This is a genomic window from Blautia sp. NSJ-175 (assembly GCF_022867815.1).
GTDB classification, from domain to species: domain Bacteria; phylum Bacillota; class Clostridia; order Lachnospirales; family Lachnospiraceae; genus Blautia; species Blautia celeris.
In genome coordinates this window covers 150,888-168,467 of sequence record NZ_JALIFQ010000004.1, presented here as the reverse complement: position 1 = coordinate 168,467, position 17,580 = coordinate 150,888, and the positions used below count along the sequence as shown (strand labels likewise).

At 46.0% G+C, this 17,580-nt stretch carries 13 protein-coding genes and 1 pseudogene; 1 reads left to right on the top strand and 13 read right to left on the bottom strand.

The annotated features are described in order from the left end of the window. Positions 1–71: 71 nt before the first annotated feature. The 4 genes and pseudogenes from MUB35_RS08225 to MUB35_RS08210 all read right to left on the bottom strand — a co-directional run. Entirely contained in the window at positions 72–1,034 is a 963-nt protein-coding gene (locus MUB35_RS08225; RefSeq protein WP_033143562.1) for a DMT family transporter, read from the bottom strand. Continuing rightward, positions 1,031–1,249: a hypothetical protein gene (locus tag MUB35_RS08220; protein WP_033143563.1), complete on the bottom strand. Its 219-nt coding sequence runs from the start codon at positions 1,247–1,249 to the stop codon at positions 1,031–1,033. The genes MUB35_RS08225 and MUB35_RS08220 overlap by 4 nt, the downstream gene beginning before the upstream one ends. 237 nt (positions 1,250–1,486) lie before the next feature. Next, entirely contained in the window at positions 1,487–4,051 is a 2,565-nt protein-coding gene (locus MUB35_RS08215) for a hybrid sensor histidine kinase/response regulator (protein ID WP_033143564.1), read from the bottom strand. 62 nt (positions 4,052–4,113) lie between these two features. Further along, a pseudogene (locus MUB35_RS08210) lies at positions 4,114–5,148 on the bottom strand (HD-GYP domain-containing protein); the annotation flags it as partial. A gap of 162 nt (positions 5,149–5,310) precedes the next feature. Here MUB35_RS08210 and MUB35_RS08205 point away from each other — a divergent pair. Next, positions 5,311–6,813, top strand: a complete 1,503-nt coding sequence (locus MUB35_RS08205) for a GntR family transcriptional regulator (RefSeq protein WP_244806038.1) — start codon at positions 5,311–5,313, stop codon at positions 6,811–6,813. A gap of 131 nt (positions 6,814–6,944) precedes the next feature. Here the strand turns inward: MUB35_RS08205 and MUB35_RS08200 are convergent, their stop codons facing one another. The 9 genes from MUB35_RS08200 to MUB35_RS08160 all read right to left on the bottom strand — a co-directional run bounded on the left by MUB35_RS08200 (position 6,945) and on the right by MUB35_RS08160 (position 17,321). Then, on the bottom strand, positions 6,945–8,417 hold the full coding sequence (locus tag MUB35_RS08200; protein ID WP_148393044.1) for an FGGY-family carbohydrate kinase: 1,473 nt from the start codon (positions 8,415–8,417) through the stop codon (positions 6,945–6,947). Between the two features lies 1 nt (position 8,418). After that, positions 8,419–9,348 (bottom strand): transketolase family protein, encoded by a 930-nt coding sequence (locus MUB35_RS08195; protein ID WP_033143566.1) that lies wholly within the window; start codon positions 9,346–9,348, stop codon positions 8,419–8,421. Beyond that, positions 9,341–10,171 (bottom strand): transketolase, encoded by an 831-nt coding sequence (locus MUB35_RS08190; protein ID WP_033143567.1) that lies wholly within the window; start codon positions 10,169–10,171, stop codon positions 9,341–9,343. The genes MUB35_RS08195 and MUB35_RS08190 overlap by 8 nt, the downstream gene beginning before the upstream one ends. A gap of 1 nt (position 10,172) precedes the next feature. Beyond that, on the bottom strand, positions 10,173–11,573 hold the full coding sequence (locus MUB35_RS08185) for an L-fucose/L-arabinose isomerase family protein (protein WP_244806037.1): 1,401 nt from the start codon (positions 11,571–11,573) through the stop codon (positions 10,173–10,175). Positions 11,574–11,591: 18 nt separating this feature from the next. After that, positions 11,592–12,596, bottom strand: a complete 1,005-nt coding sequence (locus MUB35_RS08180; RefSeq protein WP_033143569.1) for a LacI family DNA-binding transcriptional regulator — start codon at positions 12,594–12,596, stop codon at positions 11,592–11,594. Positions 12,597–12,617: 21 nt separating this feature from the next. Beyond that, complete coding sequence (locus tag MUB35_RS08175) at positions 12,618–14,156, bottom strand: DUF5605 domain-containing protein (RefSeq protein WP_244806036.1); 1,539 nt, start codon at positions 14,154–14,156, stop codon at positions 12,618–12,620. Between the two features lie 31 nt (positions 14,157–14,187). Continuing rightward, positions 14,188–15,027, bottom strand: coding sequence for a carbohydrate ABC transporter permease (locus tag MUB35_RS08170; RefSeq protein WP_244806035.1), 840 nt, complete (start codon positions 15,025–15,027; stop codon positions 14,188–14,190). Between the two features lie 15 nt (positions 15,028–15,042). Further along, positions 15,043–15,924: a carbohydrate ABC transporter permease gene (locus MUB35_RS08165; protein ID WP_052099703.1), complete on the bottom strand. Its 882-nt coding sequence runs from the start codon at positions 15,922–15,924 to the stop codon at positions 15,043–15,045. 98 nt (positions 15,925–16,022) lie between these two features. Further along, complete coding sequence (locus tag MUB35_RS08160) at positions 16,023–17,321, bottom strand: ABC transporter substrate-binding protein (protein WP_081960537.1); 1,299 nt, start codon at positions 17,319–17,321, stop codon at positions 16,023–16,025. Positions 17,322–17,580: the final 259 nt, after the last annotated feature.

Genomic DNA, 17,580 nt, shown 5'->3' with positions numbered 1-17,580 from the left:
CTCAGCAGTTACAACAGGCACATCTGTACACAGCAAATCCTGCTGCATACAGATGTGCCTGTATCTCCCGGTCAATTGGCCGATGCTTTTACTTCCAGCTTCTCCGCCTTCTGGTAATTCAGCAGGAAAATACCTGCGCATACCAGCAGCAGCGCCGTGACGATCTTCCACCCTTCCGCCTGATTCTGCTCGTGCAGAAAGACCGAGGAGAGGATAACCCCAAACACGGGATTGGTAAATCCGAAAATAGCGATTCTGGACACCGGATGGTGCTTCAGCAAAATCCCCCACACGGAAAATGCCACAGAAGAGATCAGTGCCAGATACACCAGCATAACCACTCCCTGCATGGAAACCGTATGAATGCGCCCTCCAAGGCCAAAACCGCATACCATCATGACCAGACCGCCGATCATAAACTGATATCCGCTTAAAACCACAGGGTCCTCATCCCGTGAATATATTTTCAGCAGACTGGACGCAAAGGCATAGGCAGTGACAGATACCAGCAGGAATCCTTCGCCGTTTATTTTAAGCCCTGCCCCCATGCCGCTGCCGTTTAGATTCACCAGCACGACTCCGGCAAATCCCACGATACAGGCCGCAATCTTCTTCCCTGTCAGTTTCTCCTGGTGAAAGATCAGGCTGGCAACCAGTATGCTTAAAAATGTATTGGATGCCGTTATAATAGAGCCTTTCACCCCCGTGGTATGGGCCAGCCCCAGATAGAAAAACACATACTGCAGGATTGTCTGAAACACGGAGAGCTTCACGATCTTACCCCATGACCTTCTCTTTGGCACCAGCACCTTTCTCTGAAGAATGCTGCCGAATACCACAGCCAGCAGCCCCGCCAGGGCAAAACGCATACCGGCAAATAAAATCTGCGACGCCGGGCTGTCCCCCGGTATCTCAAACAGTTTGTATCCGATTTTTATACTTGGAAACGCGCTTCCCCAGAGTGCATTGCACAGAACGGCAAGCCCGCAGACCACCCAGGCCTTTTCCAGCATTGGTTTTTTACATGTATTCATTTCTCCGTGCTCTCCTCTTCTGATACACGGTAATCCTTCAAAATCACATCCGCGAATTCTTCCTTCACATGAAACTCCTCTATAAGGCTTTCTTTGACCAGCTCTCTGGCTGCTTTTAACTGTCTGCAAGTCTCCAGCATTGCAGGTATTATAGTCTCCAGCCTTTTTTCTTCTTCGAGCTCCCGGCTGTCTTCCTGTTCGTCATGCGCCTGCATAGTTCCTCCTCGCTTTCCTTCATATGTAAAAGACGGTTTCTCCGATACATATCTGCCCGGAAAAATTAACAAGATATATTATTCAGTATAGAGGATATTGCATCATTTGGCAAACAAAATATTATTAACTATTCAGTGACTATATTGTTCCCTCCCCGCCGAATAATTTTCCTGCTCTCCTTCCTCTGCAGTCTCAGTCCAATATTCGTAATCCATTTATGCTGCCATTCCATTTCTTTATATTAAATATCTCTTTAATAAACGGGTCAATTCTATAATATCGATAGGCTTTGCTATATGAGCATTCATACCGGACTCCATACAATGCTGTATGTCATCAGAAAAGGCATCTGCACTCATAGCAATGATTGGGATAGATAAGGCATCCGGGTGACTTATTCGGCGAATTGCCTTAGCAGCCTCATACCCTGTCATATGCGGCATCCTTATATCCATAAGAATGGCATCGTAATACCCCGCCGGTGATTTTTGAAACTTGTCCAGACATATCTGACCATCTTCTGCCCAATCCAGTTCTGCACCCAAGTCAGACAATAATTCACTTGCAACCTCCCAGTTAAGCTCATTATCCTCGGCAAGCAGGATACGGCATCCGGATAGATCCGTATTTTGGTCCCATTTTGAGCCATGTTCTGTTTCCATTTCCATATACTGACGTAAAGCATGATACAGCGTAGATTTAAATAGTGGTTTTGAAATAAAACCACTAATACCTGCTTCACGGGCCTCCGCCTCAAATTCACTCCAGTCGTATGCAGAAATCAGCAGGATCGGTACTTCATCTCCCAGATTACGCCGGATTTCTTTTGCAGCCTGAACCCCATTTATACCGGGTAGTTTCCAATCTAATAGAATGATTTGATAATCGTCTCTTCTTCGGTGGTGTTGGATTACCAGCTCTACTGCTTTTTCTCCGCTTAATGTCCATTCAGCTTTTATTCCCATGTCTTCCAGTGTGTCCATAACTGTCTTACATAATAATTCATCATCATCAACCACCAGCATATTCCAGGGGGGAAGAGCCATATCCATATCCATTTCTACTGCATCCGCTTTTTCAAAATCAAACGTGAGATGAAATTCGGTACCTTGATCCGGTTCACTTTTTATATCAATGGTTCCCTTCATTGCATCCACAATGTACTTCGTTATGGCCATTCCCAAACCGGCCCCTTCCGTTTTATGTATTCTGGTTTCATCTGCACGGCTATAGGATTCATATATTTTTTTGAGAAAATCCGGCGACATACCGATTCCGTTATCCCTGACCTTGATATGAATTCGGATATAGTTTTCTGCTTTCGGAGATTTTTCTTCAGAAAGGGATAATTGTATTGAACCGCCTTCCGGAGTATACTTTGTTGCATTTGATAAGAGATTTAACAAAATCTGATTCAAACGGACACCATCGCACCACACATTCTCTGTTAGAATATTCTCAACATGTATGTCAAAGGTTTGATTTTTAGTCTTAACCTGCGGCTGCATAATGTTAACAATTCCTTCAACAACTTCTTTTAATGAAATTTGTTCTGTTGTTAAAATTAATTTTCCGCTTTCAATTTTAGACATATCCAAAACATCATTGATCAGCCCTAACAGATGTTTACTCGATAATGTAATTTTTCTGAGGCAGTTCTGTACCTGTTTCCGGTCATCTATGTGAGCTGTGGCAATCGTGGTCATGCCTACGATTGCATTCATGGGTGTACGGATATCATGGCTCATATTTGCCAAAAATTCGCTTTTAGCTCTGTTCGCTTCAAGAGCCGCCTGCCGTGCTTTCTCTAATTCATGCACCTGAGAACGGGTTATGGAGAAATACCGAAGAAAAATCAAGGTTAAAATAATCAAAACAGAGGCACAGGACAATAATGTCATGAACATACGCTGGCCGCTCAGATTGTTTATGGCATCATCCAGTATACTATAAGGCATTACCGATACTAAATACCACTCAGAATAGGGTAACGATATACCGTATATTTGTCGTTCTTCACCATTTACTTCAAATGTTGTAGCATATTCTTCATGATTTTTTAGTGCAGCACCAAATTCTTTAATTGTATTTTCTACAGATAACTCATTTGGTGCAGCATCAAGCTGCTTTTGCAGCTGTTCAAAGAAATACCACAACTCCGTATTGGGGTTCTGTATTACAAAACTGCCGTCCGGCCTGATAATATGATAATACATCAGCTGCCCGTCATCCTCCAAGGAAAGGAAATCAGTAATATATTCCAGAGGAATGGCAGCAATCAGACCAGTGCTCTTATGGCCATTGTGCATCGGATAAGCAGCGTCAACGCCAAACAATACCACTTCATTTCCGGCAGAATCAACACCTACAGCGACTCGCTGCTCCCCCTTTAACAATGCTTCTGTAAAAGGTTCCGGATTAAGTGGCTGTATGGATTGTCCATAAAGTGTCTGAAAATCCCCCTCCGCAGAACAAAGCGCCAAATAGTCAAACCCCCTGACCTGCGCCCTGTAAATGAGTTCCTCATATAAATTCTTCCTATCTTTGTTATCTGTTGAGACAACAGAAACAACGCCGCTGACCTGATCAAAACGCAATTTAATCACAGTTTCAAAGTGCCTGGACATTTGTTCATTCATGCCGGACATGTAAATATTTCCAATTTCATAAACAGTCTTTTTACTTTTCCGGCTCATATAGATTCCAAGCAGACTGAAAATAATAATACTAAAGATCAAAAGACCAATGAAACTGCATATCAGAAAACGCGTTGCAGAATTCCTCTTTTTACTGTTTCCCATTGATGCTATTCCTCTCTTTCAGATGATGCCGTGCTGTCCTTATTCTTGTCAAAAAAACTGAACTCACTTTCAAGCAGATCAGCAATTTCTTCCAGACACAGTAAAAGGGCAGGATTAAATGCACCACATTGTCCTTCCAAAATCATTTTCAAAGATTCTTCATGTGAATAAGCTTTCTTATAGCAGCGCTCACTGGTCAAAGCATCGTATACATCAGCCAGAGCAACAACCTGGGCAGATATTGGTATTTCTTCTCCCTTTAATCCATCCGGATAACCATTGCCATCATACCTTTCGTGGTGCCATCGGCAAATCTCAGAGGCTACTTTGACAAGCGGAGCTTCCTGTTGTTCAATGGGCAGGTCTGACAGCATATCAGCGCCGACCATTGCGTGAGTTTTTATTACTTCAAACTCCTCTGCCGCAAGACGTCCTGGTTTGTTCAATATTGTATCCGGAATTGATATCTTTCCAATATCATGCAGCGCGGAAGCAGTGCTTATTAATGAAATATCTGCTTTGGACAAAAAGTATTGATCTGTACGCTGAACCAACTGCTTCAGCAAATATTTTGTAATAGTATTTACACGCAATATATGTAATCCGCTCTCTCCATTGCGGAATTCCACAATGTGAGACAGGATTGAGATCATCAACTCATTATTTTTTTCCTGTTCCTGTAACTGTTCTGAGATAATTTTCTCAAGACGCTGCTGCCGCGCATAGAGAAACATCGTATTAGAAATTCGGCGCTGGACTATGGTCAGATCAAAAGGACGGCTGATATAGTCAAAAGCCCCCAAATCATAAGCCCGCTTTATATTTGCAGGGGAATCGTCAGCAGAAATCATAATAACAGCGAGGGTGTCGTTCCAGTGATATTTGTTGATGCAGGCTAACACTTCAAGGCCATCCATTTCCGGCATCATAATATCCAGCAGCAGAAGGGAAAAATCTGCTCTTTGCTTTGAAAGAAGAGAAATTGCTTCTGCACCATTTTCAGCCTCAGCTACATCATATTGCTCTTTCAGGATCTCTGCCAAAAGCGCGCGATTCATTTCTGAATCGTCTGCAATTAAGATTTTTTGCTTTTCCATGGTTCCAAATCTCTTTCTTAATAATAATACGTTTTTATTATAACTATTTTGCTTACCTATTAGCAACACCCATTTTGGTCAGGTGTACAAATAGGTTTATGCCTTTTGATACTGACAAAATTGGTTTGTCATGGTATAATCCAGATAGATAGGAGGCAAGTTATGAAACCACAAGAAACAAAATTTACATTTGTTTATAATGAAATCAGGCAGTGTATTTTAGAGGGCCAAATACCGCCCGGAAATTCCCTGCCGTCCTCAAGGATGTACTGCGAGCAATTTCATGTAAGCAGATATACGATCAACCGTGTCTTTGACGCATTACGGGCAGAAGGACTGGTTGATATTCAGCCTCGGCTTGCACCAATTGTTGTTTCAAAAAAAGATACTTGTAATTCATCAAATACTGTTTTCGAGATTTTAAAACAAAGGGAAGGTATCTTACAGGTATATCAGACTTTTGCACTAATACTGCCTTCACTTATGGTTTTTTCTTTGCAAGGGTGTGATGTGGAGATAATGCCCCACTATAAACAGGCTATGAAAGTATTACGTTTGGGATATTCCTCAGGTGGATGGGATGCTCCTTCCAAATTAGTATATGATATACTAAAAATAGGTGGTAATTCCCTATTCAGCGAACTCTATTCTACATTTGGCCTTTATAATAAACTTGCATTTTTTGCAGAAAATTGTCCTTATTTCTCTGAGTACTTTTTACAGAGGACTGCATCTGTAACCAGTGTTATTATAGATACACTAAAGGGCAATGATCCGCTCACAAAGTACAACCGGTTATCCCATATGTATCAAGAACTTACGGATTCTATTGAAAAAACGTTAAATTACCTATTAGAGACAACGCCAGAATGTCCTGTGCAAACGGGTTTGAAGTTTTCGTGGAATCCCATGCGTGGTCAGGATTATTATTACTCAAAAATTGTTGATGACATAAATCTGAAAATCGGCCTTGGAGAATACTCTGTCGGAATGTATCTTCCATATGAAAAGCAGCTGGCTGGCCAGTATGATGTCTCTTTATCGACAGTCAGAAGGGCATTGGCAGAACTGGAACAGAGAGGTTTCGTAAAAACGTTAAATGGTAAAGGCACTATAGTTATAGAACCGGATGATACTAAACTTCATCAGCTGGCTCTTAATTCCGGGTATGTTGAAAAGGCATTACGTTACCTTCATGCCTTACAACTTATGGTATTGATTATTCACCCGGCATCATTAGCTGCAGCTCCGCATTTTACTAAAGCAGAACTGGACGAGTTAGCAAACAGATTTACTTCTCCCGGCTCTATTTATTTAACGGATATTTTAGAATTCATAATGAAACATACCACGTTAGAACCTCTATATGTTATATTATCTGAAACCAATCATCTTCTTGAATGGGGGCACCATTTCGCCTATTATCCGTCCAAGAAACATACACTCACACATCTCAATAAGAAAGTCATTCTGGCCTTTCAGCAGTTAAGGGACGGTAATGCTGTCTCTTTTGCAGATGGCATAGCAGATTGTTACCGTTATAATTTGGTTTGTATGAAGAAGCATATGGCAGAGAAATATAGGTTTCATAACGTAGCTAATATTCGGGTTCCGGAAAAATACCAGACAGCAGGCAATGGTTTCTTCCGGACGGCAGACAGCTAAATGGGCAAAGGGACACCGTTTCATAACCGTGTCCCTTTGCCCATTTAGCTGTCTGCCGTTATTTGTTTGTTTTGTCAGTTTCTAACGACATTCGCCTAAACGAAGTACGCCTTGTCTTTCCTCTTCACAATTCACTTTCCGAGTACCATTTCCACAGCCTTTTTCCACCCGGAATATTTCTTATCCACAAGGCTTTTTTCCATCTGCGGTTCAAAAGAAGTCCTCTTCATTTTCGCAAAAAGTTCTTCCTTTTTGTAGATGCCAAGGCCAATACCTGCAGCATACGCGGCCCCGATCCCGGACAGTTCCTCAGCTTCTGGCACCTGTACCGGTATGCCGGCCATATCGCTTTGGAACTGCATGAGATAGGCATTTTTTGTGGGACCGCCGTCTACCCGCAGTTCCCGGATCGGTATCTCGGCATCCTCCTCCATGGCTTTTAAAATGTCCGTGATCTGGTACGCAATGCAGTCAAGTCCTGCGCGCACCATTTCCGCTTTCCCTGTGGTCCTGGTGATCCCACAGAGAATCCCGGTGGCTGAACTGTCCCAGTAGGGGGCACCAAGGCCGGTAAATGCGGGTACAAAATATGTCCTGTCCTCCGGCGCCGCCTCCCTTGCAAGCCGCTCTGTCTCCGCTGCGGACGCAACCATCTGAAGGTCCTTCTGCATCCAGCTTATCACTGCACCCGTATAATTGATATTGCCTTCCAGCACATAATTTACCTGCCCGTCCATCCCCCAGGCCAGGGAAGAAACTAAACCGTGGCTGCCAAATACCGGTGTTTTTCCCACATTCATCATCACAGAGGAGCCGGTGCCGTAAGTGGCTTTCACCATTCCCTCCTCCAGGCATCCCTGCCCGAAGAGAGCGCCATGGGAATCTCCCAGCACTCCGTGTATGGAAACCGGTTTATCCAGAAATCCTTCAAAATCCGTCTCCCCATAGTAACCATTGGAGTCCGAAACCCGGGGCAGATTTTCCGCCGGGATTTTAAAGACCCTGCAGATTTCCTCATCCCAGGCAAGTGTCTTGATGTTGAAGAGCTGGGTTCTGGATGCGTTGGAATAATCCGTAAGAAAGGATCTGCCGCCTGTGAGCCGGTATACCAGGAAACTGTCCATGGTTCCATAACACAGATCACCTTTTTCGGCTCTTTCCCGGGCGCCCTCCACATTTTCCAGTATCCAGGCAATCTTTGCCGCTGAAAAGTAGGGGGAGAGCTTAAGCCCTGTCCGTTCTCTTATCATACCCGCACTGTCTGTGATCCTGCTGCAGATCTCCTCTCCCCTGGCACACTGCCATACCACGGCGTTATATACCGGTCTGCCATCCTTTTTCCAGGCAAGGGCAGTCTCCCTCTGGTTGCTGATGCCCGCGCCTGCTATCAGGTTTTTATCGATACCGGCCTTTTCCACCACATTCTTAACCGTCTGAATGGTGTTCCTGTAGATTTCCTCCGGGTCATGCTCCACCCAGCCGTTGTTATCTATGATCTGCCTGTGGGAAAGGTCCGCACGGGCAATCAGGGCTCCCTGTCTGTCAAAAAGCAGTGCTTTTGTCCCCTGCGTGCTCTGGTCAATTCCCAGTATGTATCTCTCCATATCAGACTAACTCCCTGGCTTTTGCTGCGATTCCTTCTGCGTTTAATCCGTAGTAATCAAATACCTCCTTTGAGGTTCCTGTGATGACCGGCGCATCCGGCAGGGACAGGTTCACAACCTTTTTCGGGCATTCGCTTCCCACTGCCTGGCTTACCATACTGCCAAGTCCGCCAAAGGGAGCGTGCTCCTCCGCTGTGATCACAGCCTTCACACCGGATACCATCCGGAGCAGAGTCTCTTTGTCAAAAGGCTTTACACAGTACATATCCAAGACTGCTGCACTGATGCCTTCCTTTTCCAGCAGCTTCGCTGCGTCAAGAGAAGGCTTTACCATCTCTCCGCACGCTACGATCGCCACGTCATTTCCCTCTTTCACCACAGTGGCTTTATCCATTTCAAAAGGACAATTTCCTTCTTCATAGACATCCTCCACTGCGTTTCTCCCCACACGGATATAGGCAGGTTTTTCATCTCCGAGCAGCGCTTCTGTCAGGCACTTCGTCTGATTTTTATCACTTGGTATGTAAACCCTCATGTTCGGAACCGCTGACATGGCAGCGATATCCTGGGCAGAGTGGTGGCTCATGCCCAGGGCACCGTAGCTGATGCCGCCGCTGATGCCGATCAGCTTCACATTGGTATTGGAATAGGCCACATCCACCTTTGCCTGCTCGTAGCTTCTGGTAGATAAAAAGCAGGCAGGGGATACTGCGTAGGCTTTCTTACCACATTTTGCAAGGCCCGCGGAAATACTCACCAGATTCTGTTCCGCAATGCCCACCTCCACAAACTGTTCCGGGTAATTCTCTGCAAAAGGTGTCATGGATGCGGAACCGCGGGAGTCACTGCACAGCACCACAACGTCTTTATCTGTCTTTGCTTTCTCCATCAGTACCTGGCAGATCACCTGCTTATTTGCTATCTTATTCATGAAGAGCAGCCTCCTTCCCTGCGGCGAAATCACTGATAATCTGATTATATTCCTCCTGTGTGGGCACCTTGTGATGCCAGTTTGCCTTATTTTCCATAACAGGGGAACCATACCCTTTTGTGGTATTTGCTATGATGACACTTGGTTTTCCCTTTGTCTGTGACGCCTCTGAAAATGCCTGCAGAAGTTCATCCAAATCGTTTCCCCGCACACTGATCACATGCCATCCGAAGGAGGAAAATCTCTCTGCCAGATCATCATGTCCCATCACATCTTCCGTACAGCCGGAAATCTGCAGCCTGTTTCTGTCCACCACTGCACAGAGGTTATCCAGATGATACTGGTTGGCAGCCATGGCTCCCTCCCAGACAGAACCTTCCGCCAGCTCACCGTCTCCCATAACCGTATATACCCGGTATTCCTTTTTGTTCATCTTTCCTGCCAAAGCCATTCCCACGCATACGGGAAGGCCGTGTCCGAGGGATCCGGAATTCATCTCGATTCCCGGCAGTTTATTGTTTGGATGTCCGATGTAAGAGGAACCGAACTTTGAAAACTTTTCTTTTACCTCTTCCAGATCAAGGAATCCCTTTGCGCACAGCACCGCATAATAAGCCTCCATGGAATGTCCCTTGCTGAGGACAAACCGGTCTCTGTCCGGGTCATCTGCCCGTTTCGGAGAAACATTCATAACACGGAAATACAGAGCGGCCAGGATTTCCATAACACTCATATCACCGCCGATATGACCTCCCTTTCCGGCAACAATAATATCAACCGTATCCCTGCGCAGATCAAACACTTTCGCTTTCAGATCATCCATCTCATTCACCTCTCAAATATGCCTTAACCTGTTCCTCGATCGGATCATACAGATCCGGTTTTACACCTATATACTTGCAGGCCTCGTAGAGCACGGGCACCACATCCTTGTGAATACCCACACAGTGATGGATGTATGGCCCTTCCACCAGCTTTGCCTCCAGGCGCTTAAGATTCTCAACCTCGACCCAGACATAGGTACCCTTGGTATACGGTCCTTCCACACCTTTCGCGTGCCCCAGAAGCAGGGAGTATTCTCCGTTGTCTCCGTCAAAACGGCACAGGGTCATATCCCCGTGTTTTGCCTCAGCCTCCACAGCTCCGGGATGGTCAAAGGCCAGGGGATAACCGATGGACGGCTTTTCCTTTGCCACAGAGACAGGCCAGGGGCCGCAGTGCTGCAAAAGCTCACCGTTTTCATTGTCAGGGTGACGTACCGTCCAGTCTGCAAAGAAGGTTCTGGCCTCATCCATGCCTGCCGCTTCCATAAGAAGTGCTGTGACGGCGCCGTGTATATCCGTCTCACAGACGACCGGGATTCCCTCCTCATTCAGCAGGGAATTGGCCGCGCAGGGCATAATTCCGATCTCTCCCTGAAGGGCATTCCAGCACTGGATGGCAATGGCATTACAGCCGTATTTTTCTGCCAGATTCTTCATGGCAGCTTTCAGAGCAGCCACGTTTTCCAGCTCGTTTTCCCTGATTTTGACACACATATTGTCATGGCAGTATGCCATGATCTTTGCCACCTCGGTGCCCTCTTCCTTTACCTTTTTCATCTCTTTTGTCAGCTCGGGAATCGGTATGGGAGAAAGCTGGATATTAAATCTTTCCAGCAGTTCTCCCTCATTGCACATGGTACTCCAGAAATCAAACGGGCGCGGACCGATCTGCAGGATTTTTGTATTTCTGAACACCTTCACCACATTGCACACAGCCAGGAAATCCCGGATTCCCCGCTCGAACTCCGGGTCTGTAAGCCTGCAGTTTGTCATGTAGGTAAACGGTACCTGAAACCTTCTCAGAACCTTGCCTGTGGCAAAAAGCCCGCACTGGCTGTCACGGAGACGGACGCCGTTCTCATCCGGGCGCTCATCCCTGGGTCCCCATAAAAGCACCGGAACATTCAGTTCCTTGGCCAGCCTTGCGACTTCATACTCTGTGCCGAAATTGCCGTGGGGGAAGAAGAGGCCGTCCACCTTCTCCGCCTTGAATTTTTCCGCGATCTTTATTCTGTCTGCCTCGTTGTACAGAAGTCCTTCCTCATTGATATCCTTAATATCCACAAAGGAAACGTCCAGTTCACCCAGTCTTTCCCTTGTCAAATCCGCATATTTAATAGCATCCGGAGCACTGAAAATGCTCCTTCGTGTTGGGGCGAACCCTAATTTTATCTTATTCAAACTCACACACCCTGCTTTCTAATTTTTAAGTTCAAGGACACTGTCCCGCTCAATAAATTCCGTACAGATCTGAATCTTTGTCTTGGCTGTGCTCCTCTCCTGCATCATTTCCACAATGCGGCGCACTGCCAGCCTTCCCATCTCCTGCTTGGGCACCCTGAGGCTTGTCAGCCTGGGCACTGCAATCTCACAGAAGGGGAGGTCATCAAATCCGATGATCGACACATCCTGCGGCACCCGGTAGCCGGATTCCTGCAGCGCTTTCATGGCTCCCAGAGCCAGATTGTCATTATCCGCAAAAAAGGCGGTGGGCAGCTCCGGTTTTCCTTCCAGATACCGCAGCATGTCCTGGTGGGCAGCCTCCATAGTAACGCCGATGGTCACCGTGTACCTGTTCTCCAGCCTCAGATTGTGCTTATTGAGAGCAATCTGAAATCCGGAAGCCCTGGAGCCGAACGCCTTAATCCGGTAACTGCCCCGCAGATATCCGATTCTGGTATGGCCTTTCTGGATCAGATACTCCCCGGCCATTCTGGCTGCGTCCGCGTTGTTGATAAACACCCCGTCAAACGACATATCGTGGTTCCAGTAATCCAGCACCAGAAAAGGTACCTTCATGCCCCTGAACACCGCTGCCTCCTCGTCTGTAAGCTCTGTGCCCAGAAGCACAATGGCGGAAGCCCGGTCCAGGCACAGGTTTTCCACCTGTCTTTTATAATCCTCTGTCTGCCGGTCCAGATAACAGAGCGCCATCTCATAGCCGGCCTCCCTGCATTCCTTTTCAAATCCGTCCACTACCAGGGAAAAGAAGGGATTGTCATCCACGATCAGGCCCTTGTCCTTATAGATGACAAGCTTGATCTTCGTGATTCCCATCTCCCCGATATAGCCCAGTTCCTTGGCTGCACGGAGAATTTCTGACGCGGTGTCCTTATTCACACCTTTTTTATGGTTCAAAGCATTGGATACGGTAGCCGGAGAAAATCCTGTATATTCTGATATGGTCCTTATATTTACTTTCACCGTCTCACCTCCAACGCAATCTTATGCTTTTTTTATCTGCACTGCCATGTACTGTTTTCCCGGCAGCTCAACTCTGAATTTCCCTTTATGGATGCCCCTGTTCTCCACAGTCATATTCCAGGTATCCAGCACGCGGACTTCAAACGCAGTCTCATCGTCAAAGTAAAAATCCCGGAAGGATGGGCGCATGAAGCTGTAATAAAACAGATAATACTCTTTTACAGCCTTGATCTGGGATGTACTCTCCTCAGGTACGGCACACACTTCATCCCAGCCGCATTTTTCATAGGGCATAAGTCCAATGCCCGGCGTCTCCTTCATGACATCCAGAAGGAATCCGAAACGTTTGTGGCTCTCCCCGTGAAGTTCCCCGCCGTGTGACCACCAGAGGATATCCTGGGGATGCATATATGTCTCTCCGTGTCCCGGATATCCGCCCCGCACAGCGGCCTCCCAGAATCTGCGCAGCATCTCCTCTCCGCTTATATTGCCCCAGCCGTGCTGGATATTTCCCTCATAGGCGATCTCATCCAGTACAACAGGTTTTTTGTACTTCTCCCGCCATTCATTCACCAGCTCTGAAGATTTGTACAAATCCTGTCTCTGGATGCTGCAGTGCGTGATCCATGGGCGGTTATGGTCGTAGAAATTTCTGCAGTTGTGGATGGAGCGCAGATGTTTGTATGGGTCTTTTTCGCAGATGATTTTTGCGTAACGCTCCCAGTCTTCCACATTTTTTTCCTCAAACAGGTCAAATTCATTTGCCAGAGACCACCAGATATTTCTGTAGGCTGCGAACCGGGCGATCACATACTTCCAGTAAAGGTCATCCTCCTCAGGCTTCATACAGGAAAATCCCCAGCGGTCATAAGGATGCATGACGATCAGATCCGCCTCAATACCTAAGTCTCTGAGAGCCTCAATGCATTTCTCAATATGTCTGAAATGTTCCGTGTTGAATCTGGTAAAATCCCAATTATTCCCCTCACTTCTTCCTGTGTATTCCTGGAAGTTCTCCTTTGTGAGCACACTGGAATCCATAGGTGTTCCCTGGTAAGGATAGGAGCGCGGTTCCCCCAGGTTATAGTCATAATGTTTCGGGAAAACGCAGAAACGTATCTTATTAAAAGCGCTCGCCTTTAATGTTTTAAGTGTCTTCTCAATCAGTTCGTCGGACTGCAGGTCCCACACATAGCAGGTCGTTCCCACAGAGTAATAGGGTGTGCCGTCCTCGTACGCAAAATGGTATGTATTCGCCACTCTCACAGGACCGTGATTGTCCTGTCCGGGAGCTGTCGCTGTAAAACTTCCCTCCAGGTCAGAGTCTAAGAATCCCGCGTGGATCCTGAAGGTATATTCCTCCTCAAAAGAGGGCATAAACCGCAATTTATAGATGCCTTCCCCGTCGTAAAAGCCGTCGGCTTCTGTGCACTCATTTTTGCTCTCAAAGGTTCCTGTCACTTCATAGTCCGTGAATGGATTTCCCGTTGCAGGACCCTGGAACTCCACCTCAAAGACATCCCATTTCTCCACCTGCTTTTTATATTTCATTGTCTCCATACTCTACCTCCAAGTCTTTTTCTTTAAACGGTCAGGCTTTTACAGCACCGGCCATACCTTCCACGAAATGTCTCTGGAAAATCAGATACACGATCAGCACCGGAATAACGGAGATCAGCACACCCGCGCACAGATAGCCGTAATCTGTTCCATGCTCGCCCACGAAGGTCATGATACCTACCGGAACGGTTTTCTTCATATTATCATTGATAATAACGCTTGCCAGCAGATACTCATTCCATGTGGACAAAAAGTCTGTGATGATCAGTGTTGCCACAGCAGGCTTTGCCACCGGGAAGATAATTTTATAAAACAACTGCCATTTGTTGCATCCGTCAATGTATGCCGCCTCGTCAAGCTCCCTGGGGACACCGTTGAAAAAGCCCCGCAGGATCAGAATACCAAAGGAGATACCGAAACCCACATATACATAGAACAGTCCAAAATAAGAGTTCAGCAGGCCCAGTTTGCTGTAGATCACATTGATCGGTACCAGGGCTGTCTGCATGGGAAGCATCATTCCAATGAGAAAGAAGATAAAAGTTCCCGTTTTATGCCTGATTTCCAGTCTGGTCAGGGCAAAAGCTGCCAGTGCCTCAATGAAAATTCCCAGAGGCACTTTTAAACAGGATACAATCAGGTCGTTTTTCATATAAATGAACAGCCGGCCTTTTGTAATGGCATTGACAAAGTTGTCCCAGGCAACGTGTGCCGGCATACTGAACAATCCCGCGCCGCTGTAGAAATCAGATTTACTCTTGATCGCAGTTGCCACCAGTGTGAACATGGGTACCACCCAGATAAGCGCTAGGATGATCAGAACAAGATATAATACTGCTTTTTTTGTGATTTTCTTTGTTTTTCCTTCCACGATAATCCCTCCCCGCTAATCTTCTTTTGCTGTAAAGGATACATAAGGAATGATAACGATCATCATCATAAGTACCATAATACAGGCAACTGCTGTTCCGTATCCCACGTTGTTGTACTGGAACACCTGTGAATACATATAGGTGGAAAGCATCTGGGTGGCATTGTTTGGACCGCCGCCGGTAAGCCCCTGCACCACATCGTAAACCTTCATGGCTGCAACGATCAGTGTTGCGATAACAATGACAAAGGTATCCTTAAGGAGCGGTACTTTGATCAGGAAAAACTGCTCAATTCCGTTGGCACCGTCAATGGTAGCCGCCTCCAGAACATCCGGTGAGATAGCCTGCAGACCTGCCAGAAACAGGATCATGGGCTGTCCGATCGCCTGCCACAGAGCTGCCGCGAATACGGCATAGAGACTGACATTAGGGTCCGATATCCATCCCTGGGTAAAATTGATCCCCAGTGCTTTGAAAAATTCATTGATAAATCCAATGTTGGGGTTGTAGATCCATCTCCAGATAATAGCCACCGCAATGGGTGCGATGACACATGGGAAATAGAAAAAGCCTCTGAAGAAGGTACGTCCTCTAAACTGCTTGCTCAGTATCACTGCAAAGAGCAGTGCAATGGTCATGGTCACAAATATAGTCAAAACAATCCAGATCAGGTTGTTGATAATTGCCGTATGAAAGATTTTATCGCCTTTAAAAAGATTTATGTAATTAGATAAGCCAACAAACTGTTTCTCGCCGATACCGTTCCATTTGAACAGGCTGATAAAGAAGGAGTAGCACACAGGTGCCACGATCACGGATAAATAGATGACCGCCGCCGGGAGCAGGAAGAAATACGCGGCTTTGTCCGTCCTGGTATAATTTTTCTTTTTTTTCATGGTTTCACTCCAATCTGTTTGGTCAGTGCAGTGGTTTTCAAAAAACGGAGGAGTGGCCTTCACCCCTCCGCGTTCTTATATTACATGTCTTTTCTCTGTTATTTGTTATTGTAAGCCTCAATTGCCTCCTGAATGCTCTTCGCTCCGTCTTCCGGTGTCATCTGACCATTGGCAATGGCATCCTGCGCATTGAACAGTACATCCGCAACCTCTGTGGGGAATGCCTGGTCTGTGATGGTGAAGATGCCGTTTTTCTCAGATGTCTCTAACAGTACAGGTACGTTCGGCTGTCCTTCCGGCATTTCTGCGCCTACTACCGGCAGCGGAAGGTTGTAATACTCCGCATATTTTACTGTGTTTTCTTCATTATAATAGTAATCTGTAAAACGCATGCAGGCATCCAGCTCTTCCTCTGTATTGTCCACATTGAACTGTGTCATCTCAGCAAATGCTGACATTCTGTTTGTCTCACCGCTTGGGAATGCAAAGACACCGTACTGGTCCATATCAAGACCTTCCTGAATGATCTTGCCATCCTGCCACTGTCCCTGGATATCCATTGCGCACTGTCCGTTTGCCATACCGATCAGGGTGTCATTAGGGTCCTGGGTCAGGAATCCGTCCGGGAAATAGCCTTTCTCACAGAACTCCTGGTATTTTGCAAGAGCCTGTACCACTGCGTCGTTGTCATAGCTCTCATCAAATGTGTTCATCTTGTCATGGAGTTCAGAACCTGCATAGTGTTCAATGAGCAGTTCCACAAAACGCATGGTGTGCCAGCCGTTGAGACCCGCTGTGGATATGGGAGTGATGCCGTTTTCCTTTAATTTTGCACAGGCTGCCTCAAACTCCTCGAAAGTAGTGGGTACTGCTATGCCGTTCTCCTCAAAGATATCTTTTCTGTAATAAACACCCAGAACATTGTAGCTTGTAGGATAGCCGGAAAGTTTTCCATCCAATGTACAAAGGTCCATGGATGTCTGTGTAAATTTCTCATCCCATTTGTTTTCTTTTGCATAATCTGTCAGGTCATATGTAAGGCCGTTCTCTGCATAGAAGCCTCCCAGGCTTCCGCCCCAGTTGAACCACATATTCGGAAGGGTTTTAGAAGAAGCGGCAACTTTGCAGGCATCCTTGATTCCGTCTGTATCATAATAGGAAACGGTTACATGGACATCTTCATTTTGTTTGTTGAACTCCTCCACAATGGGATCCACTGCATTCTGCCTTGTGTTCAGTGTCCAGAAGGTAACTTCCGTAGCTCCGCTCTTGGCGCCTTCCCCTTGGGTACTGCTTTCTTTTGTCTCGGAACCGCCGTCGCTTCCGCATCCTGAAAGTGCCATAGAGATCACCATTGCTGATGCCATTGTCAATGCCATTACTTTTTTAATTTTCATTTTGAATCCTCCCTGAAATTTTAAACACATTGTTTAAATCGTTTTTGCTTTCATTTAAATATCGACGTCGTTTATTTAAATTTTCTTGCTCTTGATTTAAATTTATTTTAGCATTTGTTTATATATTTTTCAAGTGTGTTTTTGCTTTTTGCTCATTTTCATAATATTTACATTCTTTTTTTATATATATTGCACATAAAGTTGTCATTTAAATCTATATCCTCACCTGCATTTTAGTGTTTAGATAAAGTTTTATATA

Bases quoted from the DNA above. Each gene is read 5' to 3' on its own strand.
- MUB35_RS08225 (WP_033143562.1), bottom strand. From the start codon at position 1,034: ATGAATACATGTAAAAAACCAATGCTGGAAAAGGCCTGGGTGGTCTGC.
- MUB35_RS08220 (WP_033143563.1), bottom strand. From the start codon at position 1,249: ATGCAGGCGCATGACGAACAGGAAGACAGCCGGGAGCTCGAAGAAGAA.
- MUB35_RS08215 (WP_033143564.1), bottom strand. From the start codon at position 4,051: ATGGGAAACAGTAAAAAGAGGAATTCTGCAACGCGTTTTCTGATATGC.
- MUB35_RS08205 (WP_244806038.1), top strand. From the start codon at position 5,311: ATGAAACCACAAGAAACAAAATTTACATTTGTTTATAATGAAATCAGG.
- MUB35_RS08200 (WP_148393044.1), bottom strand. From the start codon at position 8,417: ATGGAGAGATACATACTGGGAATTGACCAGAGCACGCAGGGGACAAAA.
- MUB35_RS08195 (WP_033143566.1), bottom strand. From the start codon at position 9,348: ATGAATAAGATAGCAAATAAGCAGGTGATCTGCCAGGTACTGATGGAG.
- MUB35_RS08190 (WP_033143567.1), bottom strand. From the start codon at position 10,171: ATGGATGATCTGAAAGCGAAAGTGTTTGATCTGCGCAGGGATACGGTT.
- MUB35_RS08175 (WP_244806036.1), bottom strand. From the start codon at position 14,156: ATGGAGACAATGAAATATAAAAAGCAGGTGGAGAAATGGGATGTCTTT.
- MUB35_RS08165 (WP_052099703.1), bottom strand. From the start codon at position 15,924: ATGAAAAAAAAGAAAAATTATACCAGGACGGACAAAGCCGCGTATTTC.
- MUB35_RS08160 (WP_081960537.1), bottom strand. From the start codon at position 17,321: ATGAAAATTAAAAAAGTAATGGCATTGACAATGGCATCAGCAATGGTG.